Consider the following 25,152-nt stretch of genomic DNA (forward strand, 5'->3'; position numbering starts at 1 on the left):
GGGGCGATTTTTCCGCTGCCCCCGTCGAAGACCTGCAAAGGTCTGACTCAATTTTTGCAGCCGCCCGAGACCTTCGAGGCGGACACAGGCAATCCCGGCAACCGACGCGCTGATCCAGCCGTGTCTGGCAGCAGGGGGTTACAGGTGTACAATGCGCCGCGTTTTAACTGTGACCCTCTGCGCAACAGCGCAAACCTCAAGGCTATCCGCCTTGTTCACTCCGCCGCGTCACGAGCGTGTCGGGTTCGATTTCGTCACAGATAAAAACAAACAGGTGACGCATGACTGTCGTAAAAACGCTGAACTCCTGGTGCCTGCGCTGGGGTTTGATCGGCGCTGCTTGAAATCGCAACCTTGCAGCAACGTCTACCGAACATCATCAAACCTTGCGTGAGACCCTTTTCATGAGTGGACAAAACTCGCATTCAGGCGAGCTTAAACGCGGCCTGAAAAATCGCCATATTCAACTGATCGCCCTCGGTGGCGCGATCGGTACCGGGTTGTTCCTCGGCTCGGCCGGCGTGCTCAAATCCGCCGGCCCGTCGATGATTCTCGGCTACGCCATTTGCGGCTTCATCGCCTTCATGATCATGCGCCAGCTGGGCGAAATGATCGTCGAAGAGCCGGTGGCCGGCTCCTTCAGCCACTTCGCGCACAAGTACTGGGGCGGTTTTGCCGGTTTTCTGTCGGGCTGGAACTGCTGGATTCTGTACATCCTGGTGGGGATGTCGGAGCTGACCGCTGTCGGCAAATACATCCACTATTGGGCGCCGGATATCCCGACCTGGGTCTCCGCCGCCGCGTTCTTCGTGCTGATCAACGCGATCAACCTGGCCAACGTCAAAGTCTTCGGTGAGGCCGAGTTCTGGTTCGCGATCATCAAGGTCGTGGCGATCGTCGGTATGATTGCCCTGGGCAGCTATTTGCTGGTCAGCGGTAACGGCGGCCCGCAAGCCTCGGTAACCAACCTGTGGTCCCACGGCGGCTTCTTCCCGAACGGTGTCAGCGGTCTGGTGATGGCCATGGCGATCATCATGTTCTCCTTCGGTGGCCTGGAAATGCTCGGTTTCACCGCCGCTGAAGCCGACAAGCCGAAAACCGTGATCCCGAAAGCCATCAACCAGGTGATCTACCGGATCCTGATTTTCTACATCGGTGCGCTGGTGGTCCTGTTGTCGCTGACCCCTTGGGACAGCCTGCTGACAACCCTGAATGCTTCCGGCGATGCCTATAGCGGCAGCCCGTTCGTGCAGGTGTTCTCGATGCTCGGCAGCAACACCGCCGCGCATATCCTCAACTTCGTGGTCCTGACCGCGGCGCTGTCGGTGTACAACAGCGGTACTTACTGCAACAGCCGCATGCTGCTGGGCATGGCCGAGCAGGGCGATGCGCCGAAAGCCTTGTCGAAGATCGACAAGCGTGGCGTGCCGGTACGTTCGATCCTGGCGTCGGCCGCTGTGACGTTGATCGCGGTGTTGCTGAACTACCTGATCCCGCAAAACGCGCTGGAACTGTTGATGTCGTTGGTGGTTGCGACCCTGGTGATCAACTGGGCGATGATCAGCTTCTCGCACTTCAAGTTCCGCCAGCACATGAACAAGACCCGGCAGACGCCGCTGTTCAAGGCCCTGTGGTACCCGTACGGCAACTACATCTGCCTGGCGTTCGTGGTGTTCATCCTGGGCGTGATGTTGCTGATCCCGGGCATCCAGGTCTCGGTGTATGCGATTCCGGTATGGGTCGCGTTCATGTGGATCTGCTACGGCATCAAGAACAAGCGCAGCGCCCAGCAGGCGTTGCAGGTCGCGGTGAAATAACGCAACGCGCAGAAACAACAAACCCGGCCAATGTGCCGGGTTTTTTGTGGAGGATGCGAAAGCCGGGGTATTCTGGCGGTCCTGATACCGGACCTTTTTCCATGCTGGTGATTTCCAACAACGTGCATCTGCCGGATGCCGAGATCGAGCTGACGGCCATTCGCGCCCAGGGCGCCGGTGGGCAGAACGTCAACAAGGTCTCCAGTGCGGTGCACCTGCGCTTCGACATTCCGGCCTCGTCCCTGCCCGAGTTCTACAAGGAACGGCTGCTGGCGTTGCGCGACAGTCGCATCACCAGCGAAGGGGTGTTGATCATCAAGGCCCAGCAATACCGCACGCAGGAGCAGAACCGCGCCGATGCGCTGGAGCGTCTGACCGAGTTGATCCTCAGCGCTACCAAAGTGGAAAAGAAACGCCGTCCGACCAAGCCGACGCTGGGCTCGAAAAAGCGTCGGCTCGAATCCAAGACCAAGCGCGGCAGCATCAAGGCCGGGCGGGGCAAGGTCGATTTTTAGCGTGCTTCACGCTCTTCCCGATACTTGGGCGCCTGTCGGTACAAGTAAACGCTCAACATCAATCCGCTCAAGGCGGCGAGGGCGGCGAACAGGAAGATCGAGGCAAACCCGAATCCTGCAGCAATCGCACCCGCCAGCGGTCCGGTAATCCCCAGTGACAAATCGATAAACAGCGAATAGGCCCCAACTGCTGCGCCACGGCTGGAGGCCGGCACCAGATTGACCGCTTCCACACCCAAGGCCGGGAACACCAGCGAAAAGCCGAAACCGCTCAGCGCCGCACCGGCCAGTGCCCAATGAGCATCCGGCGCCAGCCACAGCAGCAACAGCCCGAGGGTTTCCACCGAGAGGCAGGCAATCGCCACGCGAAAGCCGCCGAGGCGGTTGATCAGGTTGCCGAACAGTAGTCGCGCGCCAATGAAACTGGCGCCGAACAAACTCAGGGACAGCACCGCGTTGGACCAATGCTGAGTGGCGTAATACAGGGTGATGAAGGTCGCGATGGTGCCAAAGCCGATGGAGCCCAGTGCCAGGCCGCAGCCATGAGGGAACACCCGTCCCAGCACATGCATGAACGGCAAACGTTCGCCGGCGACAATCGGCGCCGCGGTTTTCGGCCAGGCCAGCGCCACGCCCAGCACCGCCAGCAGCATGATGCTCACGCCCATGCTCCACAAACCCAATTGACTCACCAGCAGCACCCCCAGTGGTGCGCCGACCGCCAACGCGCCGTAACTGGCGATGCCGTTCCAGGAGATGACCTTGGCGGTGTTCGCCGCGCCGACCCGGCCGATGCCCCAGCCGATCGACCCGGAGCCGACGAGGCTTTCCGCGCTGCCGAGTATCAGGCGGCCAATCAACAGGCTGATCAAACTCAGCATCGGCAGGCTTTGCGTCCAGGCTGAAATCAGCATGAACACGCCGCTCAAACCACAGCCGGCGAGGCCATACATCACCGCCAGTTTGCTGCCCTTGTTATCGATGATGCGCCCGGCATAAGGCCGGCTGAGCAGGGTGGCCAGGTATTGCACGCTGATCACCAGCCCGGCGATCACCGCGCCGAAGCCGAGGTCGCTGTGGACGTAGCCCGGCAATACGGCCAGGGGAATACCGATATTGAGGTAACCGATGAAAGTGAACAGGACGATGGAAACGACTTGCAGCGTGACCGCCAGGGGGCGCTGGGTTTCAGACATGGGTAAAAGGTCCACGGGGCAGCAGGATAGATAGGCTGCTTATGATAGCGGCGTGGACGGTCGCAGGGCGTGAAAAAGTAAAACTAATTGCCGAACGGGATGAATCAGGATTTTGCGGGGGCGACCAGTTGCGTCGTGACCAAGGCGGCCAGGGCATTTTCTTCGCTGCCGAAGCGGGCCAGCAGGGCGGCTTGTTTCTCGGGGGAAAGGCGATTCCAGATATCGATCATCTTCTCGGCGGTGCCGATCAGGACGCTGGCCTGGGCTTCAGTGAAATCATCGCTCATGGTGCGGGCTCGCGGTTCAGGCAGTGTGGAAAGCGCATGTTAGCGCTTTCCACACGGTCTGGCATTGCAGGTGTATCAGTCTTCTCTGTCGGCCTGGCGGCGTTCAGGTGCTTCTTTCGGCTCGGGCTGTTGGGCACCGGCTTGTTGCGTGGTTGTCTGCTCAGTTTCGTGCAGGCTTGGGAAGGGGAGATTAGGGATCTCGTGCATGTTTCGCGCTCCTCGCTAAGTCTGTTGATAGATCTGGTAGATCCGCGCTTTTAAAAAAGCCTGGGCAGGATACAGCAGGAAAAATGACAAATAGACTTTATATCCAATTGTTACGACGGATGGGATTGTCTAGACTGGTCAGCAGGAGGCGAAGACCCACTGTGGCGAGGGAGCAAGCTCCCTCGCCACAGGGAGCTCGCCATTGCATCGTGTTACTTGCAGACGTCAGCGATGGCCTCGGCCAGCAGGTCCAGGCGTGTCGCATCGATCCCCGCCACGTTCGCCCGGCCCGAGCTGACCATGTACACACTGTGATGTTCGCGCAGTTGCTTGACCTGCTCCGGCGACAAACCGGTGTAGGAAAACATCCCGCGTTGCACGCCAATGTGCGCAAACCGCTCGCGCAAGCCGTGGGGTTCAAGCGCTTCGACCAGGCCACTGCGCAGCTGGGCGATGCGCAAACGCATGGCTTCCACTTCGTCGGCCCAGCGGCTTTTCAGCTCTGGATCGCCAAGGATGGTCGCGACGACGGCGGCGCCGTGATCCGGCGGTGTCGACCACAGGTTGCGGGCGATGTTGGCCAGTTGGCTGCGGATGTCCACCAGCTTGCCGGCGGTTTGCGCGCAGACAATCAGCGCGCCGGTGCGGTCGCGGTACAGGCCGAAGTTCTTCGAGCAGGAACTGGTGATCAGCACTTCCGGCAACTCGGCGGCGAACAGCCGGGTCGACCAGGCATCTTGCTCCAGGCCGTCGCCGAAGCCCTGATAGGCGAAGTCGATCAGAGGCAGCAAGTCGCGACTGCGCACCACGTCCAGCACCCGGCGCCAATCGTCATGGGACAGGTCGAAACCGGTCGGGTTGTGGCAGCAGGCGTGCAGCAGCACCACATCGCCCTTCGGTGCTTGATTGAGCACTTCGAGCATCGCTTCGACGTCGAGACGGTTATCGCTGCCCACGTACGGGTAGTGACTGACCTTGACCCCGGCCGTCGCGAAAATCGTTTCGTGGATCGGCCAGGTCGGGCTGCTCAGCCACACGCCACGGCCCGGCAGGCATTGGGCGATGAAGTCGGCGCTCAAGCGCAGCGCACCGGTGCCGCCCGGCGTTTGCGTGACGCCGGCCCGTTGCTCGGCGATCAGCGCCGAATCAGCACCCAGCACAAGCTCGTTGATGACTTTGCCGAACGCCGCATCGCCGTGGCCGCCGATGTAAGTCTTGGTGGCCTGGCGATCCACCAGGCGCTGCTCGGCAAGCTTCACCGCTTCAAGGATCGGCGTCAGGCCCTGGGCGTCTTTGTAGACCCCCACGCCAAGGTCGAACTTGCGCGGATTGGGGTCCTGCGCATAGGCCTCCATCAGGCCGAGAATCGGGTCGCCGGGTACTCGGCCGATGGCGTCGAAATGCATTATTTGCGGCCCTCGGCGTCTTTGGCCACTTCGTCAGTGCGCGCGGCCATGATGAAGTCGTTGCGGTGCAGGCCCTTGATGGAGTGGCTCCACCAGGTCACGGTGACTTTGCCCCACTCGGTCAGCAGGCCCGGGTGGTGACCTTCGGCCTCGGAGATTTCGCCAACGGCGTTGGTGAACGCCAGCGCGTGCTTGAAGTTCTTGAACAGGAAAACTTTTTCCAACTGCATCACACCGTCGCGCACTTCGATGTTCCAGTCAGGGATCTGCTTGATCAGGATCGGCAGTTCTTCGTCGCTGACCTGAGGGGCGTCGGCGCGGCAGGCTTCGCAATGGGCTTGGTTCAATGTGGACATGATGTGTTCCTGAAATCGAGTGTTTTGAAAAACGGTCGTCAGTGGGACCACGCTAAAGCAAAGCGGCGATCCGTAACAGACTCACTTGATGCCAAAAGTCGCGGGTCACGCAGCTTTTGGCGGAAATTTCGGTGCGTGCAACCCAAGCTGCATGCCTTGTTTGACCATGCCCATGATGTCTTCGTGGGCCAGATCGAACAGGCGCTTGAGGTTCGGCAGGACAAAGTACAGCGGCTGCAGAATGTCGATGCGATACGGCGTACGCATGCATTCCAGTGGGTCGAAGGCCTGATGCTCAGGCGCATCCGACAGGGCGTAAACAGTTTCTTTCGGCGAGGACAGAATGCCGCCGCCATAGATGCGCAGGCCTTGCGGTGTGTCGACCAGGCCGAACTCAATGGTCATCCAGTACAGGCGCGCCAGGTACACGCGCTCTTCCTTGGAGGCCTGTAGGCCGAGTTTGCCGTAGGTGTGGGTGAATTCGGCGAACCAGGGGTTGGTCAGCAACGGGCAGTGGCCGAAGATCTCGTGGAAAATGTCCGGCTCTTGCAGGTAATCCAGTTCTTCGCGGGTACGAATAAAGGTCGCCACCGGAAACTGCTTGTTCGCCAGCAATTCGAAAAAGGTCTGGAAGGGAATCAGCGCGGGCACCCGGGCAACTTGCCAGCCGGTGGTTTCACCGAGGACTTTGTTGATTTCGCCGAGTTGCGGAATGCGGTCGTGGGGCAGACCGAGTTTTTCGATACCGTCCAGGTATTCCTGGCATGCACGACCCTCGACCACTTTCAGTTGGCGAGTGATCAGCGTATTCCACACCGCGTGTTCTTCAGCGGGGTAGTCGATAAAACCTTGCGCATCGGGCTCGCGAGCCACGTATTGCGTCTGCTTCATGCTGCTCTCCTGCTAGGGGAATCGTTCTTGTTGTGTGTACAGCTATGGACCTAGAAATACCCCAAGGTGTTCGGTGTTGCAGCAGGTGATCCGCGTCTTGCGTAGGAAAAATCCGCGCTCTTCGTAAAGTTTTCGTTACGTATTGGCTGCTGTGGCGCAAGTATTGATATTTACGGGTTTGAAATGGCCTACAGGTGTCACATAATCTTGACGACTAACTTGGTGCTCGCGCAGAAAATTCCTTGCGCCGGGCCTCGATCACCGCTGTTACGGGCCTTCATATGCGTATCAAAGTCCACTGCCAGAACCGCATCGGTATCCTGCGCGACATTCTCAACCTGTTGGTCGAGTACGGGATCAACGTCGCTCGCGGCGAGGTGGGGGGTGAGCATGGCAATGCGATCTATCTGCACTGCCCGAACCTGATCAACATTCAGTTCCAGGCGTTGCGGCCGAAGTTCGAGGCGATTGGTGGGGTATTCGGCGTCAAGCGTGTAGGGCTGATGCCCAGCGAGCGTCGGCACATGGAGCTCAATGCCTTGCTCGGTGCCCTGGAGTTTCCGGTGCTGTCGATCGACATGGGCGGTTCCATCGTCGCGGCCAACCGTGCGGCGGCGCAATTGCTCGGGGTGCGGGTGGATGAGGTGCCGGGGATTCCGCTGTCTCGGTACGCCGAAGACTTCGATTTGCCGGAACTGGTGCGCGCCAACAAGTCGCGGATCAACGGCTTGCGGGTGAAGGTCAAGGGTGACGTGTTTCTCGCCGACATCGCGCCGCTGCAATCGGAGCATGACGAAAGCGAGGCCATGGCCGGTGCGGTGTTGACGCTGCACCGGGCGGACCGGGTGGGCGAGCGCATCTATAACGTGCGCAAACAGGAGTTGCGCGGCTTCGACAGCATTTTCCAAAGCTCGAAAGTGATGGCGGCGGTGGTTCGCGAAGCGCGGCGCATGGCACCGCTGGATGCGCCGCTATTGATCGAAGGCGAAACCGGCACCGGCAAAGAGTTGTTGGCGCGGGCCTGTCACCTGGCGAGCCCGCGCGGGCAATCACCGCTGATGGCGCTCAACTGCGCCGGCCTGCCAGAGTCCATGGCCGAGACCGAATTGTTCGGCTACGGCCCCGGCGCCTTCGAAGGGGCGCGGGCCGAAGGCAAGCTCGGGCTCCTGGAGCTGACGGCGGGCGGTACGTTGTTTCTCGATGGCGTCGGCGAAATGAGCCCGCGCTTGCAGGTGAAATTACTGCGCTTTCTGCAGGACGGTTGCTTCCGTCGTGTCGGCAGCGATGAAGAGGTCTATCTGGATGTGCGGGTGATCTGCGCGACTCAGGTGGACTTGTCCGAGCTGTGTGCTCGCGGTGAATTTCGCCAGGACTTGTACCACCGCTTGAACGTGCTCTCGTTGCACATCCCGCCACTGCGCGAATGCCTCGACGGACTGGCGCCGCTGGTGGAGCACTTCCTCGATCAGGCCAGCCGACAGATCGGTTGCCCACTGCCGAAGCTGGCGCCGGCGGCGATGGAACGACTCAGTCACTATCACTGGCCGGGTAACGTGCGGCAGTTGGAGAACGTGCTGTTTCAGGCGGTTTCCCTGTGCGAAGGCGGCACCGTCAAAGCCGAGCACATTCGTCTGCCGGACTACGGCGTGCGTCAGCCGCTTGGCGATTTCTCCCTCGAGGGTGGGCTGGACGAGATTGTCGGGCGCTTCGAGAAAGCCGTGCTGGAGCGCTTGTATTCCGAGTATCCGAGCAGTCGGCAACTGGGCAAGCGACTGGGGGTTTCCCATACCACCATTGCCAATAAGTTGCGCGAGTATGAGGTGGGCAAGGAGCCGGGCTAAGCGGCTTCTGTGGCGAGGGAGCTTGCTCCCGCTGGGCTGCGCAGCAGCCCAAAAAATGACAACCGAATTATTGCAGGCAGATCGCGCAGGTAGGTTTTGCGGCCGCTTCGCGCCCGAGCGGGAGCAAGCTCCCTCGCCACAGGGGAACGATCAGCGTCCAGGCTGATCCTTGCCTCTTGGCGGCATGACACCGCCGGTTTTTCGTCTTCGATACATTCCCTCAATCCCCTCTAAATCCCTCAAGTCCTTTGTTTGCCGGGCCCGGCGCCGCCAGAAAAAAGTTGGTCTGCAAATTGCTTATGGCTCAGCAGTACAGCGGTGGGCGGCAAACGTCCGGCATGCAGAGGAAAGAGTGTGGACAAGTACCTTTATGTGGCAATGACCGGCGCCAGCCAGAATGCACTGGCGCAGAAGGCTCATGCCAACAACCTGGCGAACATCTCTACCAACGGTTTTCAGAAGGACCTGGAGCAGGCCCGTTCGATGCCGGTGTTTGGTGACAGCTTTCCGGCGCGTGCGTTTGCCATGAGCGAACGTCCGGCCACCGACTTCTCCCCGGGCGCCCTGGTGGAAACCGGCCGTGACCTCGATGTCGCGGTGCAAGGCAACGGCTGGATCGCCGTGCAGAACCCCGATGGCGGTGAGAGCTACGTGCGCACCGGCAGCCTGAACGTTGATGCGCTGGGCGTGCTGCGCGCCGGCAACGGCATGCCGGTGATGGGCAATGGCGGGCCGATTGCCGTGCCGCCCGAGCAGCAGATCGAAGTCGGCGAAGACGGCACCGTCAGCATCCGTGCGATGGGCGAAGGCCCGCGTGTGATGGCTGAAGTCGACCGCATCAAACTGGTCAACCCGGACTTCAAGAACATGACCAAAGGCCTGGACGGTTCGATCCACACCAAGGACGGCAAGCCGGCGCAAGCCGATGCCGGCGTCAAACTGGTGTCTGGGTTCCTCGAGTCGAGCAACGTCAATGCCGTGGAAGAAATGACTTCGGTACTGGCGCTGGCCAAGCAGTTCGAGCTGCACATCAAGATGATGAACACCGCCAAAGACGATGACCAGGCCATGGCTCGGGTCTTGCAGATCAGCTAATTATCAGAACGTCGCGCCGTAAAACAGGCGCACGAGGAGAAACGAATGCTTCCGGCTCTATGGGTTGCCAAAACAGGTCTGTCCGCCCAGGACACCAACCTCACCACCATTTCCAACAACCTGGCGAACGTATCGACCACGGGTTTCAAACGTGACCGCGCCGAGTTCCAGGACTTGCTGTATCAGATCAAACGCCAGCCAGGCGCCCAGTCGACCCAGGACAGCGAACTGCCGTCGGGTCTGCAAGTGGGTACCGGTGTGCGCATCGTCGGCACCCAGAAAAACTTCACCGCCGGCAGCCTGCAAACCACCGAGCAGCCATTGGATATGGCCATCGACGGTCGCGGTTTCTTCCAGATCCTGCAGCCCGATGGCACCACGTCCTACACCCGTGACGGTACCTTCCACCTGGATTCCAACGGTCAGATCGTCAACGCCAGCGGCTTTGCCCTGGAGCCGGCCATTGTCATTCCGAACAACGCCCAGACGTTCACCGTTGGTCGTGACGGCACCGTGTCCATCACCGTTGCCGGCAACCCCGCCTCCCAAGTGATCGGCAACCTGCAAACCGCCGACTTCATCAACCCGGCCGGTCTGCAAGCGGTGGGTAACAACCTGTTCCTGGAAACCGCTGCCAGTGGCGCGCCGCAAGTCGGCACCCCGGGCCTGGCCGGTTTTGGCACCACGCTGCAGAACACTCTGGAAACGTCCAACGTCAGCACCGTTGAAGAGATGGTCAACATGATCACCACTCAGCGCGCCTACGAGATGAACTCCAAAGTGATCTCCACCGCCGACCAGATGCTCTCGTTCGTAACGCAGAATCTGTAATCAAGTCTATGAGGCGGCCATGAGGTCGCCTGCAACACCGTGAGGTAGGGTCATGAATCGCTTCGTATCTGTTCTGGCACTGAGTGGGGTCGCCGCGCTGGCGGGGTGCGTCGGTCCGACGCCAAAGCCCAATGACCCTTACTACGCCCCGGTGTTGCCGCGCACGCCGCTGCCGGCTGCCGCCAATAACGGCTCGATCTACCAGGCCGGTTTCGAACAGAACCTGTACAGCGACCGCAAGGCATTCCGGGTCGGTGACATCATCACCATCACCCTGAACGAGCGCACCCAGGCGAGCAAGAACGCCAACTCGCAGATCGACAAGACCAGCGACACCAGCGTCGGCCTGACCTCGTTGTTCGGCTCCAGCCTGACCACCAACAACCCGATCGGTGGCAACGACTTGAGCCTGAACGCCGGCTACAAGGCTGATCGCGCAAGCAAAGGCGACAGCAAGACTGGCCAAAGCAACAGCTTGACCGGCTCGATCACTGTGACCGTTGCTGACGTGTTGCCCAACGGCATCATCGCTGTGCGCGGCGAGAAGTGGCTGACTCTCAACACCGGTGACGAATTGGTACGGATTGCCGGCCTCGTTCGTGCCGATGACATCGCCACCGATAACACCGTGTCGTCGACCCGTGTCGCCGATGCACGCATCACCTATTCGGGCACCGGTGCGTTTGCCGATGCGAGTCAGCCAGGCTGGTTCGACCGTTTCTTCCTCAGCCCGCTGTTCCCTTTCTAGGTGGCTATGTTGAATCTTAAACACCTGATGGTGGGCGCTCTTTTGCTGTGCGCAGCCTTCGATGCTCAAGCCGAACGGCTGAAGGACATCGCCAGTATTTCCGGCGTGCGTTCCAACCAATTGATCGGCTATGGCCTGGTGGTAGGGCTTAACGGCACCGGTGACCAGACGACCCAGACCCCGTTCACCCTGCAGACCTTCAACAACATGCTCTCGCAGTTCGGCATCAAGGTGCCGCCAGGTTCCGGCAACGTGCAATTGAAGAACGTCGCGGCCGTGTCGATCAGCGCCGATTTGCCAGCGTTCGCCAAGCCGGGTCAGCAGATAGACATCACCGTAGCGTCCATCGGTAACTCCAAGAGCCTGCGCGGCGGCACCTTGCTGTTGACGCCGCTCAAAGGTATCGATGGCAACGTCTATGCCGTGGCTCAGGGCAACCTGGTGGTCGGCGGCTTCGATGCCGAAGGTCGTGACGGTTCCAAGATCACCGTCAACGTTCCGTCGGCCGGTCGCATCCCCGGCGGTGCGTCGGTCGAGCGGGCAGTGCCGAGCGGCTTCAATCAGGGCAACAGCCTGACCCTGAACCTCAACCGTTCGGACTTCACCACGGCCAAGCGCATCGTCGACAAGATCAACGACATGCTTGGCCCTGGCGTCGCTCAGGCCATCGATGGCGGCTCGATCCGCGTGACTGCGCCACTCGATCCAAGCCAGCGGGTCGACTATTTGTCGATCCTGGAAAACCTCGAAGTCGATCCGGGTCAGGCGGTGGCGAAAGTCATCATCAACTCGCGCACCGGCACCATCGTGATCGGCCAGAACGTCAAGGTTTCCCCGGCCGCCGTGACCCACGGCAGCCTGACCGTGACCATCACCGAAGACCCGATCGTCAGCCAGCCCGGCCCTCTGTCCAACGGGCAGACGGCGGTCGTGCCGCGCTCGCGGGTCAACGCTCAGCAAGAAGCCAAGCCGATGTTCAAGTTCGGCCCGGGCACCACCCTCGACGAGATCGTTCGTGCGGTGAACCAGGTCGGCGCAGCACCGGGTGACTTGATGGCGATCCTCGAAGCGTTGAAACAGGCCGGCGCGTTGCAAGCCGACCTGATCGTGATCTGAGGACGGCGATCATGGATATGCGCAAAAGCGGTCTGGTCAGCAGCAGCGATTCGGGTTCCTACTCGGACCTGAATCGTTTGAATCAGCTCAAGGTCGGCGACAAGAACAGCGATGCGAACATGCGCAAAGTGGCGCAGGAATTCGAGTCGCTGTTCCTCGGCGAAATGCTCAAGTCCATGCGCTCGGCCACCGAAGCGCTGGGCAAGGATAATCCGCTCAACACGCCGGCAGCCAAGCAATACCAGGAAATGTACGACCAGCAGTTGGCCGTTTCCCTGTCTCGCGAAGGCGGCGGTATCGGCCTGGCTGACGTGCTGATGCGCCAGATGTCGAAGAACAAACCGTTGGCACCGGGTGAGGCTGCTGCAGCGTCTGCCGCCAAGCAAGCCGCCGCGAAGGCCGCCGTGGAAACACCGATTGCCGCCGGTACGGTCGCCACCAATGGGCCGCTGTCGCGCCTCAACGGCGAGCGCCCGTTGTGGGCTTCACGCGCGGTGAGGGCACCGGCAGGTGCGGGCGAGGGCGCACACCGCAACGACATGGCGCTGATCAATCAGCGGCGTCTGGCGCTGCCACCGAAACTGGCCGACCGTTTGCTCGCCGGGCTGGTGCCATCGGCATCGACCACGGCAACGACCGCCTCCGCAACGCAAAACAAAATCCAGGTGCCGCCGAGCACCGCGACCGGTTCCGGCCCGCTGTACAACGGCGATTGGCTGGCTTCGCAAACGGATACGACCTCCAGCGGGCGCCTGCAGATTTATGGTCGTGCCATGGCTCAAATCCCCTTGGCGCCGGCGAAAAAAGCCTTCAGTTCCGCCGACGAATTCGTCAACACCATGCTGCCGATGGCCAAAGAAGCCGCCGACCGTATCGGTGTCGATCCGCGTTACCTGGTGGCTCAGGCCGCCCTGGAAACCGGTTGGGGCAAATCAGTCATGCGCGCCCAGGATGGCAGCAGTAGCCACAACCTGTTCGGGATCAAGGCCAGTGGTAACTGGAAGGGCGATTCGGCGCGGGCGATCACCAGCGAATTCAGAAATGGCCAGATGGTCAAGGAGACGGCCGAGTTCCGTTCCTATGCCTCTTACAAGGACAGTTTCCATGACCTTGTGACGCTGCTGCAAAGCAACAATCGCTATCAAGATGTGCTGAAGTCGGCCGATAACCCAGAACAGTTTGTACGCGAGTTGCAAAAAGCCGGGTATGCAACCGACCCGGATTACGCAAGCAAGATCTCGCAGATAGCCAAGCAGATGACGAGTTACCAAAACTACGCTGCAGCGGGCGCTTCCACTACGCCTTTATAGGCACAAGGCATAAGGTTTGAATCATGAGTTTGCTCAACATCGGGATGTCGGGTTTATCCGCTGGCCAAAGCGCGTTGATGGTGACCGGTAACAACATTGCCAACGTCGACACCGCAGGCTACTCGCGTCAGCAAACCGTGCAGGGCAGCAAGGCCTCGAATCAGTTCGGCAATGTCTACATCGGCACCGGTACGACCCTGGCCGATGTGCGTCGGGTGTACAACAGCTACCTCGATGCGCAACTGCAAACCACCACCTCGCTCAACAGCGACTCGGCTGCCTATGCCGGGCAGATCAGCCCGCTCGATAAGTTGCTGTCGGACAGCGGCACCGGCCTCAACGGCGCCCTGACCAAGTTCTTCGCCTCGGTACAGAACGTCAACGCCAAACCGGGCGACGATGCTTCCCGCCAACTGCTGCTCAGCGATGCGCAAGCGGTGAGCAACCGTTTCAACTCGATCTCCAGCCAGTTGACCGCGCAGAACGCGGACATCAACGGCAACCTGGCGGACATGGCCGATCAGGTCAACAAACTGGCGGCCACCGTGGCCCAGTTGAACCAGAAGATCTCCGAAGTTTCCAACGCCGGCGGCCAGCCTAACGACTTGCTCGACGCGCGCAACGAGACCGTGCGCCAGTTGTCCACCTTCACCGGGGCGCAGGTGATCGAGCGTGACGGCAACCTCGACATTTACCTGGGCAGCGGTCAACCGCTGGTCATGGGCAGCACTGCCAGCAAGCTGGAAGTGGTGCCGAGCAAAGACGATCCGTCGCGTTCGGCCATTCAACTCAATCGCGGTTCGAGCACCATCGATATCACCTCGGTGATGACCGGTGGCGAGATGGGCGGCTTGCTGCGTTATCGCAGCACCGTGCTGGACCCGGCCATGAATGAACTGGGGCGTGTGGCGCTGGTCGTCGCCGATCAGATGAACACCGTCCAGGCCCAGGGCATCGACAAGAACGGTGACTTCGGTTCGAACCTGTTCAATAGCATCAACACCGCAGCGCAAATGGCTCAGCGCAGCGTTGCCACGGTCGGTAACAGCGCTGGCTCAGGCAACTTCGATGTGAGCATCGAGGACAGCGGCAAGCTGACCATCAACGATTACAAGGTCACCTTCACCAGCGCCACCAACTACACCGTGCAGCGTCTGCCAGAAGGCACCGCCATGGGCGCGTTCAGCACGCTGACCACGCCACCGCCGGTGATCGATGGTTTCTCCATGACACTTTCCGGTGGCACCGCAGCCGCCGGCGACACGTTCAAGATCACCCCGACCCGCAACGCGGCGACCAACATCAAGACCGAGATGACCGACTCCAAGCGTCTGGCCATCGCGGCACCGTTGGGCGCGGCCATTGCTGCGGGCGGCAGCGGCACACTGACGATTCCGGCCAGCGGTCAACCGACCCTGACCACCAAGTTCGATATCTACGACACGGCGACCACCACCACGCTCCAGAACGGCCTGAAGACGTCGACGCCGGTCAAGATCGTATTTGGTGCGGCCGGTGGTTCGACTCAGACTTACCAAATGCTCGATGCCCAAGGCAACGCGCTCAGCAGCGGCACCATCGTGCCGGGCCAGAACAATACGCTGAGCCTGACCATTCCGCTGGTCGACGGCACCGGCGCCGCGATCAATGATCCGGGACCGCCCATCGTGCAGCGCACTGTGTCGTTCGACATGACCGTGGCCGGTTCGCCAGGTAACGGCACTGCGATCAACGTATCGCTCAGCCAGCCGGGTTCGCTGGATAACCGTAACGGCACCACGCTGGCTGCCTTGCAGACCAAGCAGACCGTGGACACCGGTTCGGCCAGCAACGGTATTTCCCTGAACGATGCCTACGGCAAGCTGGTCTCGGGCGTCGGCGCCAAGGCCGCGCAAGGCAAGCTCGACAGTGCTGCGACCACCGCGATTTTGGCCAACGCCAAGGGCGCTCGCGACTCGTTGTCCGGTGTCGACCTCGATGAGGAAACCGGCAACCTGGTCAAGTACCAGCAGTACTACACCGCGTCTTCGCAGATCATCAAGGCTGCGCAGGAAATCTTCAGCACACTGATCAACAGTCTTTAAGGAGTCGTAGCCCATGCGCATTTCTACCGCCCAGTTTTACGAGTCCTCTGCTGCCAACTATCAGAAGAACTTTTCCAACGTGGTCAAGAGCAGCGAAGAGGCCAGCAGCCTGGTTCGCGTGAATACCGCGGCCGACGATCCGGTCGGCGCTTCGCGTTTGCTGCAATTGGGTCAGCAGGCTTCGATGCTTGACCAGTACTCGGCCAACATGACCACCATCAAAGGCACCCTAGGCCAGACCGAGTCGGTGATGACCAGTATTGGCAACGTGCTGCAGCGCGCCAAAGAGCTGGCGCTCGGCGCAGGCAACGCAGGCTATACCGATGCCGACCGTCAGGCGAACGCTTCCGAACTGGGGCAGATTGAAGAGCAACTGCTCAGCCTGATGAACACCAAGGATGAAAACGGCAAGTACATCTTCTCCGGGTCCAAGGGCGATGTGGTGCCGTTCACCCGCAACACCGATGGCAGCTACGCCTACAACGGTGATCAGGTCACGCTGGATCTGCCGATTGGCGATACCCAGTCGATGGCCACCAACAGCACCGGTTGGGATGTGTTCCAGCAGGCGATCAACACCAGCCGTACTCAGACCACGCTCACCGCGCCTGCGGTCGATGACGGTCGTGTGGTGTTGTCCAACGGTCAGGTCGGCTCCGATGTCACCTACAACGCCAAGTTCCGCAGCGGTGAGCCTTACACCGTGGATTTCGTCAGCGGCACGCAGTTGAAAATTACCGATTCCCTAGGTAACGACGTCACCGCCGAGGCCAGTCAGAATGGTGTGTTCAGCTCCACCAACGGTGCGGCCACACAGACTGTCAATTTCCGTGGCGTTGATCTGAAGTTGAACATCAACCTGCAAGCGGGTGACGTCCCGGGTACAGTGATCACCGGGCACAGTTTCACCCTGGCGGCCAAGCCGGACAGCTTCACTACGTCTCGCAGCCCGGGGAATCCTTCGGCGGCACTGGTCACCGGTACCGCGGTCACCAACAGCGCCAACTACCACGCCAGTTTCCCGAACGGTAGTGCGATCCTCAAGTTCACCAGCGCCACGAACTACGATTTGTACGCCGCGCCACTGACCGCCAGCAGCAAACCGGTGTCCAGCGGCACCATGGCCGGTGCCACGGCAACCGCGTCCGGCGTTACCTTTACGTTGGCCGGTACACCGGCTGCGGGTGACCAGTTCTCCGTTGCAGTCAACACACACCAGACACAGAACGTTCTGGATACCGTCAGCCAACTGAAGACCGCACTGGCGACACCGACCAACAACAACCCGATCGCCATCCAGCAATTAAACGCGGCGATCGGTTCAGGCATTGGCAATCTGTCCAGTGGCATCGACCAGTTGGCGGCCGGCATCAGTTCCGTGGGGGGGCGCGGTTCGTCATTGACCACTCAGACTGAGATCAACCAGAGTCTGGCGCTGGCCAATACCCAGACCCAGTCGTCGATTCGCGATTCCGATCCGGCCGAAGTGATGACCCGCCTGACCCTGCAGCAAACCATGTTGCAGGCCTCGCAATTGGCGTTCAGCAAGATCGCTCAGTTGGGGCTGTTCAACAAAGTCTGAATCCAGGCCTTCGCGATTTATCGCGAGGGTTGCAGATTGCCGAGTGCAAACCGTCTTTTTTCAGCGGTTCCGGGAGGCTCCACTCTTTTTAGAGTGAGCTTCCGCCGCTCGAGAGTTCCCCTGCCGTGAAACCAGTCCCTCTTGTCAGCATCGCCATCCCCGCCTTCAATCCGCTGTTCTTTCAGGCGGCGTTGCAAAGCGCGCTGAATCAAACCTACAGCAACCTCGAAGTGATTGTCTGCGACGACAGTGTCGGCGACGAAATCCGCCGGATCGTCGAGGATTGTGAGGTGCCGCAGTCGATCCGGTTACGTTATGTACGCAATGATCGACGCTTGGGATTTCAGGGTAACCTCATGGCTTGCGCACAAGAGGCCAGCGGCGATTATCTGAAGCTGCTGTGCGACGACGATCAACTGTTGCCTGAGTGCATCAAGCAGCAGATCGAAGGTTTTATCGATCGTGATGACGTGAATCTGGTCATCGCCCAGCGACAGTTTTGCGACGGCGATTACATCCTGTTGTCCGAGCGGCTGGAAAACTGCTGTTTTTCTACTGGCATCACGCTGTTCAAGGGTGAGGATCTGTTGGGGATTCTGGAAAGCACCCTGGTCAACTTCCTCAGCGGTTTGAGCGGGGCGCTGCTGCGTACCCGTCATGCGCTGGAGTATTTGCCGGCGTTGACCCAGGTCGGTGAAGGTTTCGTGGCTCGCCTGGACTTCGCCTTGTTTGCCTGTTTGTTGCGTCGCGGCAATCTGGTTGTCGTCAGTCAGGTTCTGAGTCTCGAGCGCCTGCACCCGGCGCGATTGAGTAATCAACCACACGTCAGGAATGCGCTGGCGACAGAGCTCGACTGGCTCAAACAGATGCTTGCATTGCGCAGTGGCGAGCCGGCACCTGCACCAGGCTGGGTGCGCTATATGGCTCTGGCCGATGCAGTCGATGGTCAGCCCTATGCCTGGGAAGAGTCGGGGTTGGGCCGATCCCTGAGTTTCATACACACCCTGGTGCTTTCCCGGGTGGGTGACGACTGCGACAGTTTTGTCGACCTGTATCGTGAATGGTTGTCTTGCCGCACATTGAACCCCGCTCAACAGCGTCTTTTGCCTGCCCGCCTGCAGGGGTGGGCCTGGCGTCCGCGGATTGTGCCGATCGTCATTGATAGCGAAGGTAATAGCGTAGCGCTGGAAGATACGCTCAAGAGTATTCGTCAGCAGGTTTATGCCGCCGAGCAGGTGGTGGTGATTTCCCGTTCGGAGCATGCGCCCTGCGAAGGTGTGCGTCATGTACGTTTGCATGAAGAACCGGTCGCTCAGTTCAATCGACTGCTGAGGCAACTGGATGAGGCAGACTGGATCTATCTGGTCCGGGCGGGCGATCGTTTGAACGAGCTGGCCTTGTTGCTGCTGGCCGAGCGCATGGTCGAAATGCCGGACGTGCGCTGTCTCTATAGCGATGAGGGAGGGCTGCGCGATGAGGTGTCGATCGAGCCCGTGTTCAAGCCGGACTTCAATCTTGACTTGATGCGTAGTTACCCTTACATCGGCCGGGTCCTCGCTTTACAGCGTCAGCGGGTTCTCGAGCTTGGCGGCATTGTTGCGGGCTACGATGAGCTCGGTGTTCACGATCTGGTCTGGCGTCTGGTGGAGAGCAATGGCCCGCACGCCATCGGCCATGTGAGCGAAGTGCTCGTGGAGTCTGCCTTGCGCCTGTCTCAGTGGCTCTCGCAACCCCAGGTCATCGAGCAGAATCCTCGGGTACTTGCCGCGCATCTACAGCGTATTGAGGCGCCACACCGCGTCCGTAGCGGCAGTCTGGCGCTGATCAATCGTGTTGACTACCTCCATGACCAGCAGCCTCTTGTATCGATCATCATCTCCACCAGGGACCAGATCGGTTCTTTGCAGCGCTGTGTTGAAAGTCTGTTGGAAAAAACGGCCTATTCGCGTTACGAGATTTTGATTGCCGATAACGCCAGCATTGCCGCAGATGCCTGTAGCTGGCTGGCGGCCATGGAGCAAATGGGCAGCGACAAACTGCGAGTGCTGCGCTGTGACTATGGCGACAACCAGGCAGCGGTGCATAACTTCGCCGCGGCCCAGGCGCGGGGCGACTATCTGCTGTTGCTCAGCCCCCATAACATCATCGTCAATGCCGATTGGCTGGACGAGTTGCTGAATCACGGCCTGCGCCCTGAGGTCGGTGTAGTTGGCGGGCGGATGCTGAGTCCGCAGGGCCGGATCGAGGGTTCGGCACTGGTTCTGGGGTTGCGGGGGGCCATTGGTGTCCCCAATCGCGGAGAGTTGCTCAACGCCCCTGGCTACATGCAGCGTCAGCAAACTGTACAGAACTTCAGTGCGGTCGGCGTCGATTGTCTCCTGGTACGCAAGCAGGTTTTCGACGAGTTGCAGGGGTTGGACGAACAACATTTGGCCCAGGCGCTTAATGGTCCTGATTTTTGTCTGCGTGTGCGGCAGGCCGGCTACCTGGTGGTATGGACGCCATACGCCGAGCTGGTGCAGGCGATCCCGGCTTCCACTGTCGGGCCCGCACCCAAAGTGCTGCAGGCTGAGCAGAAACACTTCTACCGGAACTGGTTGCCCCTGGTTGCCAGGGATCCGGCGTATAACCGGAACCTGAGTCTGGGCACCAGCAATTTCAGTCTGGAGCCTGGGTTCAAGGACGGGTGGGATCCCTTCACCCGTCAGCCCCTGCCCAAGATCCTGGCGATTCCGATCAACGCCACGGCGGTGGGGCATTATCGGGTCAGCCAGCCGTTCCTCGAGCTGGAGGCGGCGGGGCGAGTGGTAGGGCATATGACCTACCATACGCCGACGGACATTGAACTTGAGCGGTGCTCGCCCGACGTGATCATCCTGCAGGGGCGCTACAGCCAAGGGGCTGTCGATGAGGTCGAGCGAATCAAAAACTGTTCGCAAGCCTTCCGGATTTTTGAGCTCGACGATTACGTGATCGATGTGCCGAAAAAGAACGCACACATCCGCAAGGCCGAAGTGGGTGTCGACAAACTGGTGCGGCGTGGTGTCGGATTGTGTGATCGGGTCGTGGTATCGACTCAGCCGCTGGCGGATGCATTGCGTGACATGCATCACGATATTCGGGTGGTGCCGAACATGCTTGCACCGCATCTGTGGACGGGGCTCACCAGTCATCGTCGTACTTCGCGCAAACCCCGCGTAGGCTGGGGCGGTGGCACCAGTCATGATGGTGACCTGGCAATTATTGCGGATGTGGTGCGCCTGCTTGCCGATGAAGTCGAATGGGTATTTTTCGGAATGTGCCCCGAGGCTCTACGGCCATTTGTGCATGAGTTTCACACGGGCGTCGCTCTTGAGGCTTACCCCGCCAAACTGGCCAGCCTGAACCTCGACCTGGCACTGGCTCCTCTGGAGTTCCACATCTTCAACGACTGTAAGAGCAACTTGCGTCTGCTGGAGTACGGCGCCTGCGGTTACCCGGTGATTTGCACCGACACAGAAGCCTATCGCGGCTATCTGCCCTGCACCAAGGTCGTGAGCAACAGCACCGAGGAATGGCTCGAGGCAATCCGCATGCACCTGTCCGAGCCTGATGCGAGCTATCGCATGGGCGATGCGCTGCGTGAGGAAGTGCTGCGCGATTACATGCTCAAGGGCAACAACCTCAACTACTGGGCCGAGGGTTGGCTGCCAAACTGATCTAGCATGGATGTACACCTGCAGGCGGCCTTGGGCCGCCTGTTTTGTTTGTGCCGGGTGCGCTACAAATTTGCGGCGGCGGCTCAAGCTTTGTGTCGTTTATGTCGATAAATCGCCACAGCTTTGTTTATTGAAAGACTCGTCAGCGACCTGCGTTTGCAGGTCGTCGTGGCGGCAGGTATCTGGTTCAACAATATGGCAAGGAAGAAGTCGCAATGGCAGTGATAAACGGGACAAATGGCGTGGATACGCTGACAGGTACCAGTGGGGATGATGAGATCTATGCCTTGGGTGGCAATGATGTGATCAAAGGGAGTGCCGGTGCGGACAAGCTGGATGGCGGCACCGGTACTGATACCGTGGACTATTCGACGTCGGCCGCTGCGGTGAACGTTGATATTCGTCTGGGTACGGGGCTGGCCGGCACCGGCGGCGACGCCGAGGGTGACACCTTGGTCAACGTTGAAAAGGTCATCGGTTCGGCGTTCAACGACAGCTTCACCGTTGCACTGGGCGGGATAGCGTTCGAAGGCGGTGCCGGGGACGATATCTACTACATCAACACCAGTGCCACGCCGAGCATCGTCGAGCTGGCCGATGGCGGCAACGATGAAATGCGCGTGTCGGTGGTCAACCCCAGCCACACCTTCATGGCCGCTAACATCGAGCGCCTGACCTTCACCGGCAGTGGCGCGTACACCGGTTGGGGCAATGCCAGCGACAACATCATCACCGGCGGTTCGGGTGCCGACACGCTGTACGGTGGCGCGGGCGCCGACCAGTTCATCGGTGGTGCCGGTTTTGACACTGTCGGCTATACCGACAGCACCGTGGCGATGAACATCAATCTGAAGACCGGTGTGCATTCCGGAATCGGAGCGGGCGATACCTTCACCGACATCGAAGCGATCAAGGGTTCGAACTACAACGACACCTTTGTCGGCGACGGTCGAGGCACGGACTTCGACGGCGGAGTCGGTACCGATACGGTCGATTACTCGACGTCGGCCGCTGCGGTGAACGTTGATATTCGTCTGGGTACGGGCCTGGCGGGCACCGGCGGCGACGCCGAGGGCAGCACCCTGACCAACATCGAAAGAGTCATCGGTTCGGCGTTCAACGACAGCTTCACCGTTGCACTGGGCGGGATAGCGTTCGAGGGCGGTGCCGGGGACGATATCTACTACATCAACACCAGTGCCACGCCGAGCATCGTCGAGCTGGCCGATGGCGGCAACGATGAAATGCGCGTGTCGGTGGTCAACCCCAGCCACACCTTCATGGCCGCTAACATCGAGCGCCTGACCTTCACCGGCAGTGGTGCGTACACCGGTTGGGGCAATGCCAGCGACAACATCATCACCGGCGGTTCGGGTGCCGACACGCTGTACGGTGGCGCGGGCGCCGACCAGTTCATCGGCGGTGCCGGTTATGACACGGCAGGCTATACCGACAGCACCGTGGCGATGAACATCAATCTGAAGACCGGTGTGCATTCCGGAATCGGAGCGGGCGATACCTTCACCGACATCGAAGCGATCAAGGGTTCGAACTACAACGACACCTTTGTCGGCGACGGTCGAGGCACGGACTTCGACGGCGGAGTCGGTACCGATACGGTCGATTACTCGACGTCGGCCGCTGCGGTGAACGTTGATATTCGTCTGGGTACGGGCCTGGCGGGCACCGGCGGCGACGCCGAGGGCAGCACCCTGACCAACATCGAAAGAGTCATCGGTTCGGCGTTCAACGACAGCTTCACCGTTGCACTGGGCGGGATAGCGTTCGAAGGCGGTGCCGGGGACGATATCTACTACATCAACACCAGTGCCACGCCGAGCATCGTCGAGCTGGCCGATGGCGGCAACGATGAAATGCGCGTGTCGGTGGTCAACCCCAGCCACACCTTCATGGCCGCTAACATCGAGCGCCTGACCTTCACCGGCAGTGGCGCGTACACCGGTTGGGGCAATGCCAGCGACAACATCATCACCGGCGGTTCGGGTGCCGACACGCTGTACGGTGGCGCGGGCGCCGACCAGTTCATCGGTGGTGCCGGTTATGACACGGCAGGCTATAGCGACAGCACCGTGGCGATGATCATCAACCTGAAGGCCGGTGTGTACTCCGGGATCGGGGCAGGCGATACCTTCACCGACATCGAAGCGATCAAGGGTTCGAACTACAACGACACCTTTGTCGGCGACGGTCGAGGCACGGACTTCGACGGCGGAGTCGGTACCGATACGGTCGATTACTCGACGTCGACCGCTGCGGTGAACGTTGATATTCGTCTGGGTACGGGCCTGGCGGGCACCGGCGGCGACGCCGAGGGCAGCACCCTGACCAACATCGAAAGAGTCATCGGTTCGGCGTTCAACGACAGCTTCACCGTTGCACTGGGCGGGATAGCGTTCGAAGGCGGTGCCGGGGACGATATCTACTACATCAACACCAGTGCCACGCCGAGCATCGTCGAGCTGGCCGATGGCGGCAACGATGAAATGCGCGTGTCGGTGGTCAACCCCAGCCACACCTTCATGGCCGCTAACATCGAGCGCCTGACCTTCACCGGCAGTGGCGCGTACACCGGTTGGGGCAATGCCAGCGACAACATCATCACCGGCGGTTCGGGTGCCGACACGCTGTACGGTGGCGCGGGCGCCGACCAGTTCATCGGTGGTGCCGGTTATGACACGGCAGGCTATAGCGACAGCACCGTGGCGATGATCATCAACCTGAAGGCCGGTGTGTACTCCGGGATCGGGGCAGGCGATACCTTCACCGGCATCGAAGCGATCAAGGGGTCGAGCTACAACGACATTTTCTATGGCGGTACCACTGCCATGGGCCTGGACGGTGCCGTTGGGCAGGACCTGGTCAGTTACGAGCTTTCGGACTCTGCGGTGACCATCGACCTGACCACCAATGCCAACGCCGGAGATGCCGCGGGTGACACCTACACCAACATTGAGTTCTTCCAGGGCAGCAACTTTGATGACACGTTGTCGGGTTCGCGGTTCGGTGACGTCTTTATCGGTGGTGCAGGTGCGGATGTGATTGACGGCCGCGAGGGGCAGGACAGCGTCTTGTACATCACCAATACCACCGCTGTGGACATCAACTTGCAGACCAACGTCAACCAGGGCGGGGATGCCCAGGGCGATGTGCTGCGCAACATCGAGCGCGTAGTGGGCAGCCACTTCAATGACACCCTGACCGGTGATGCCAACGTCAACTACCTTGAAGGCGGGTTGGGTAATGACGTCGTCTACGGTGGCGACGGCAACGATTACCTCTACGGCGGGCTGGTGTCCCAGATCGGGCCATTCACCCTTGATGGTGTGATCAATGGGCCGCAGGCTGACACCTTGTATGGCGGCAATGGCAACGACACCATCGTCACCGCTGCCAGCGATGAGGGTAGCCGGGCCTATGGTGAAGCGGGGGGCGACGTCATCACGGTGACTCATGGCATGGCCGATGGTGGGGGCGGTGGCGACCTGCTGACCGGCACGGGCTTCGGTTTCTCGCTGTTTGGCGGTGCTGGAGATGACAATCTGGTGCTGCAAGCCAGCGGGTCGGCCTTTGGTGGCGAGGATGACGATACCTACAACGTCAACACCTCGGCATTGGTGACGATCCAGGATGACGGTACCAGCCGCTCCGACAAAATAGTGCTGTCGTACATCAGCAGTGCCGAGCTGCTGGTTGATCGTGTCGGTGATGACCTCTACCTGCACCGATCGAGTGTTAGTCCAGGACAGGTTCCGCAGGAAGGTGTACAGCTCAAGGACTGGTTCGCTGGCTCCGATACCATCGAGCAAATCCAGACGGCGGACGGACAGCTCTTCAACATGCCGGCCAATAGTGATGCGTTTGCCATGTTTGGCTGAGACCTGAATCAGGCGCCTTCTCTCCTGCAACGGGATGAAGGTGCCCGCTTTACACTTGGGGACGAACCCTGTCTGCATGATCCGGATTCGTCCCTTTTTTGTGCCTTCTATCTGGATTCATGAGCTGGCGCGTTTCCTGCAAGTCCTCCTCATATCGCCATAAAACGAGCGCTTGCGGCCGGTACGCCAGCGCCTGACACGGCAGAGCGTTTTAGCCAGACAGCCCGAAAAAGCTTGAAACAGCTTGGCCGAGCTCTGTGAAGAACAAGAGGGGAG

The 25,152-nt window shown here is 60.2% G+C and carries 18 protein-coding genes; 12 read left to right on the forward strand and 6 right to left on the reverse strand.

From position 1 onward, the window contains the following. Positions 1-404 precede the first annotated feature (404 nt). Positions 405-1,817: an amino acid permease gene (locus ACEN8R_RS03170; protein ID WP_064619561.1), complete on the forward strand. Its 1,413-nt coding sequence runs from the start codon at positions 405-407 to the stop codon at positions 1,815-1,817. 101 nt (positions 1,818-1,918) lie between these two features. Continuing rightward, a complete protein-coding gene (gene arfB / locus ACEN8R_RS03175) occupies positions 1,919-2,332 on the forward strand; it encodes an alternative ribosome rescue aminoacyl-tRNA hydrolase ArfB (protein WP_007938537.1) in 414 nt (137 codons plus the stop codon). Here the strand turns inward: arfB and ACEN8R_RS03180 are convergent. The 6 genes from ACEN8R_RS03180 to phhA form a co-directional block, all read right to left on the reverse strand. Then, positions 2,329-3,528, reverse strand: a complete 1,200-nt coding sequence (locus tag ACEN8R_RS03180; RefSeq protein WP_018929942.1) for an MFS transporter — start codon at positions 3,526-3,528, stop codon at positions 2,329-2,331. The two genes, arfB and ACEN8R_RS03180, sit on opposite strands and share 4 nt — an antisense overlap. Before the next feature lie 104 nt (positions 3,529-3,632). Beyond that, positions 3,633-3,815: a hypothetical protein gene (locus ACEN8R_RS03185; RefSeq protein ID WP_019579540.1), complete on the reverse strand. Its 183-nt coding sequence runs from the start codon at positions 3,813-3,815 to the stop codon at positions 3,633-3,635. Between the two features lie 75 nt (positions 3,816-3,890). Continuing rightward, positions 3,891-4,022 (reverse strand): hypothetical protein, encoded by a 132-nt coding sequence (locus ACEN8R_RS03190; protein ID WP_007938543.1) that lies wholly within the window; start codon positions 4,020-4,022, stop codon positions 3,891-3,893. 212 nt (positions 4,023-4,234) lie between these two features. After that, positions 4,235-5,428 (reverse strand): amino acid aminotransferase, encoded by a 1,194-nt coding sequence (locus ACEN8R_RS03195; protein WP_018929943.1) that lies wholly within the window; start codon positions 5,426-5,428, stop codon positions 4,235-4,237. After that, entirely contained in the window at positions 5,428-5,784 is a 357-nt protein-coding gene (locus ACEN8R_RS03200; protein WP_018929944.1) for a 4a-hydroxytetrahydrobiopterin dehydratase, read from the reverse strand. Before ACEN8R_RS03200 ends, ACEN8R_RS03195 begins: the two co-directional genes overlap by 1 nt. A 105-nt stretch (positions 5,785-5,889) precedes the next feature. After that, complete coding sequence (gene phhA, locus ACEN8R_RS03205; protein ID WP_018929945.1) at positions 5,890-6,675, reverse strand: phenylalanine 4-monooxygenase; 786 nt, start codon at positions 6,673-6,675, stop codon at positions 5,890-5,892. Between the two features lie 281 nt (positions 6,676-6,956). Here phhA and ACEN8R_RS03210 point away from each other — a divergent pair, with 281 nt between their 5' ends. The 10 genes from ACEN8R_RS03210 (at position 6,957) to ACEN8R_RS03255 (ending at position 24,876) form a co-directional block, all read left to right on the forward strand. Further along, entirely contained in the window at positions 6,957-8,516 is a 1,560-nt protein-coding gene (locus tag ACEN8R_RS03210; protein WP_007938551.1) for a sigma-54-dependent phenylalanine hydroxylase transcriptional regulator PhhR, read from the forward strand. A 354-nt stretch (positions 8,517-8,870) separates the two neighbouring features. After that, a complete protein-coding gene (locus ACEN8R_RS03215; RefSeq protein WP_026286705.1) occupies positions 8,871-9,611 on the forward strand; it encodes a flagellar basal body rod protein FlgF in 741 nt (246 codons plus the stop codon). A 45-nt stretch (positions 9,612-9,656) separates the two neighbouring features. Continuing rightward, the gene (gene flgG, locus ACEN8R_RS03220; protein ID WP_018929947.1) at positions 9,657-10,442 is read left to right on the forward strand and encodes a flagellar basal-body rod protein FlgG; all 786 of its coding nucleotides are present in this window, start codon (positions 9,657-9,659) and stop codon (positions 10,440-10,442) included. Positions 10,443-10,494: 52 nt separating this feature from the next. Next, positions 10,495-11,190 carry a flagellar basal body L-ring protein FlgH gene (flgH, locus tag ACEN8R_RS03225; RefSeq protein ID WP_007938561.1) on the forward strand — a complete coding sequence of 232 codons (696 nt, stop codon included), beginning with the start codon at positions 10,495-10,497 and terminating at the stop codon, positions 11,188-11,190. 6 nt (positions 11,191-11,196) lie between these two features. Continuing rightward, the gene (locus ACEN8R_RS03230) at positions 11,197-12,306 is read left to right on the forward strand and encodes a flagellar basal body P-ring protein FlgI (RefSeq protein ID WP_018929948.1); all 1,110 of its coding nucleotides are present in this window, start codon (positions 11,197-11,199) and stop codon (positions 12,304-12,306) included. A gap of 11 nt (positions 12,307-12,317) precedes the next feature. Next, positions 12,318-13,616, forward strand: a complete 1,299-nt coding sequence (gene flgJ, locus ACEN8R_RS03235) for a flagellar assembly peptidoglycan hydrolase FlgJ (protein ID WP_018929949.1) — start codon at positions 12,318-12,320, stop codon at positions 13,614-13,616. Between the two features lie 23 nt (positions 13,617-13,639). Beyond that, positions 13,640-15,700: a flagellar hook-associated protein FlgK gene (gene flgK, locus ACEN8R_RS03240; RefSeq protein WP_495624574.1), complete on the forward strand. Its 2,061-nt coding sequence runs from the start codon at positions 13,640-13,642 to the stop codon at positions 15,698-15,700. Between the two features lie 13 nt (positions 15,701-15,713). Next, positions 15,714-17,282, forward strand: coding sequence for a flagellar hook-associated protein 3 (locus ACEN8R_RS03245; RefSeq protein ID WP_018929951.1), 1,569 nt, complete (start codon positions 15,714-15,716; stop codon positions 17,280-17,282). 125 nt (positions 17,283-17,407) lie between these two features. Then, complete coding sequence (locus ACEN8R_RS03250) at positions 17,408-20,980, forward strand: glycosyltransferase (RefSeq protein ID WP_258612538.1); 3,573 nt, start codon at positions 17,408-17,410, stop codon at positions 20,978-20,980. Positions 20,981-21,195: 215 nt separating this feature from the next. Continuing rightward, complete coding sequence (locus tag ACEN8R_RS03255) at positions 21,196-24,876, forward strand: beta strand repeat-containing protein (protein ID WP_495624575.1); 3,681 nt, start codon at positions 21,196-21,198, stop codon at positions 24,874-24,876. The last annotated feature ends 276 nt before the right edge of the window (positions 24,877-25,152 follow it).

This window comes from Pseudomonas sp. Pseusp15, from assembly GCF_059492165.1.

What these genes read in the sequence shown, in the direction of transcription:
- ACEN8R_RS03245 (WP_018929951.1), top strand. Translation starts at nt 15,714, where the DNA reads ATGCGCATTTCTACCGCCCAGTTTTACGAGTCCTCTGCTGCCAACTAT.
- phhA (WP_018929945.1), bottom strand. Translation starts at nt 6,675, where the DNA reads ATGAAGCAGACGCAATACGTGGCTCGCGAGCCCGATGCGCAAGGTTTT.
- ACEN8R_RS03230 (WP_018929948.1), top strand. Translation starts at nt 11,197, where the DNA reads ATGTTGAATCTTAAACACCTGATGGTGGGCGCTCTTTTGCTGTGCGCA.
- flgK (WP_495624574.1), top strand. Translation starts at nt 13,640, where the DNA reads ATGAGTTTGCTCAACATCGGGATGTCGGGTTTATCCGCTGGCCAAAGC.
- ACEN8R_RS03170 (WP_064619561.1), top strand. Translation starts at nt 405, where the DNA reads ATGAGTGGACAAAACTCGCATTCAGGCGAGCTTAAACGCGGCCTGAAA.
- flgJ (WP_018929949.1), top strand. Translation starts at nt 12,318, where the DNA reads ATGGATATGCGCAAAAGCGGTCTGGTCAGCAGCAGCGATTCGGGTTCC.
- flgG (WP_018929947.1), top strand. Translation starts at nt 9,657, where the DNA reads ATGCTTCCGGCTCTATGGGTTGCCAAAACAGGTCTGTCCGCCCAGGAC.
- ACEN8R_RS03185 (WP_019579540.1), bottom strand. Translation starts at nt 3,815, where the DNA reads ATGAGCGATGATTTCACTGAAGCCCAGGCCAGCGTCCTGATCGGCACC.
- flgH (WP_007938561.1), top strand. Translation starts at nt 10,495, where the DNA reads ATGAATCGCTTCGTATCTGTTCTGGCACTGAGTGGGGTCGCCGCGCTG.
- arfB (WP_007938537.1), top strand. Translation starts at nt 1,919, where the DNA reads ATGCTGGTGATTTCCAACAACGTGCATCTGCCGGATGCCGAGATCGAG.
- ACEN8R_RS03190 (WP_007938543.1), bottom strand. Translation starts at nt 4,022, where the DNA reads ATGCACGAGATCCCTAATCTCCCCTTCCCAAGCCTGCACGAAACTGAG.
- ACEN8R_RS03255 (WP_495624575.1), top strand. Translation starts at nt 21,196, where the DNA reads ATGGCAGTGATAAACGGGACAAATGGCGTGGATACGCTGACAGGTACC.
- ACEN8R_RS03180 (WP_018929942.1), bottom strand. Translation starts at nt 3,528, where the DNA reads ATGTCTGAAACCCAGCGCCCCCTGGCGGTCACGCTGCAAGTCGTTTCC.
- ACEN8R_RS03195 (WP_018929943.1), bottom strand. Translation starts at nt 5,428, where the DNA reads ATGCATTTCGACGCCATCGGCCGAGTACCCGGCGACCCGATTCTCGGC.
- ACEN8R_RS03210 (WP_007938551.1), top strand. Translation starts at nt 6,957, where the DNA reads ATGCGTATCAAAGTCCACTGCCAGAACCGCATCGGTATCCTGCGCGAC.
- ACEN8R_RS03200 (WP_018929944.1), bottom strand. Translation starts at nt 5,784, where the DNA reads ATGTCCACATTGAACCAAGCCCATTGCGAAGCCTGCCGCGCCGACGCC.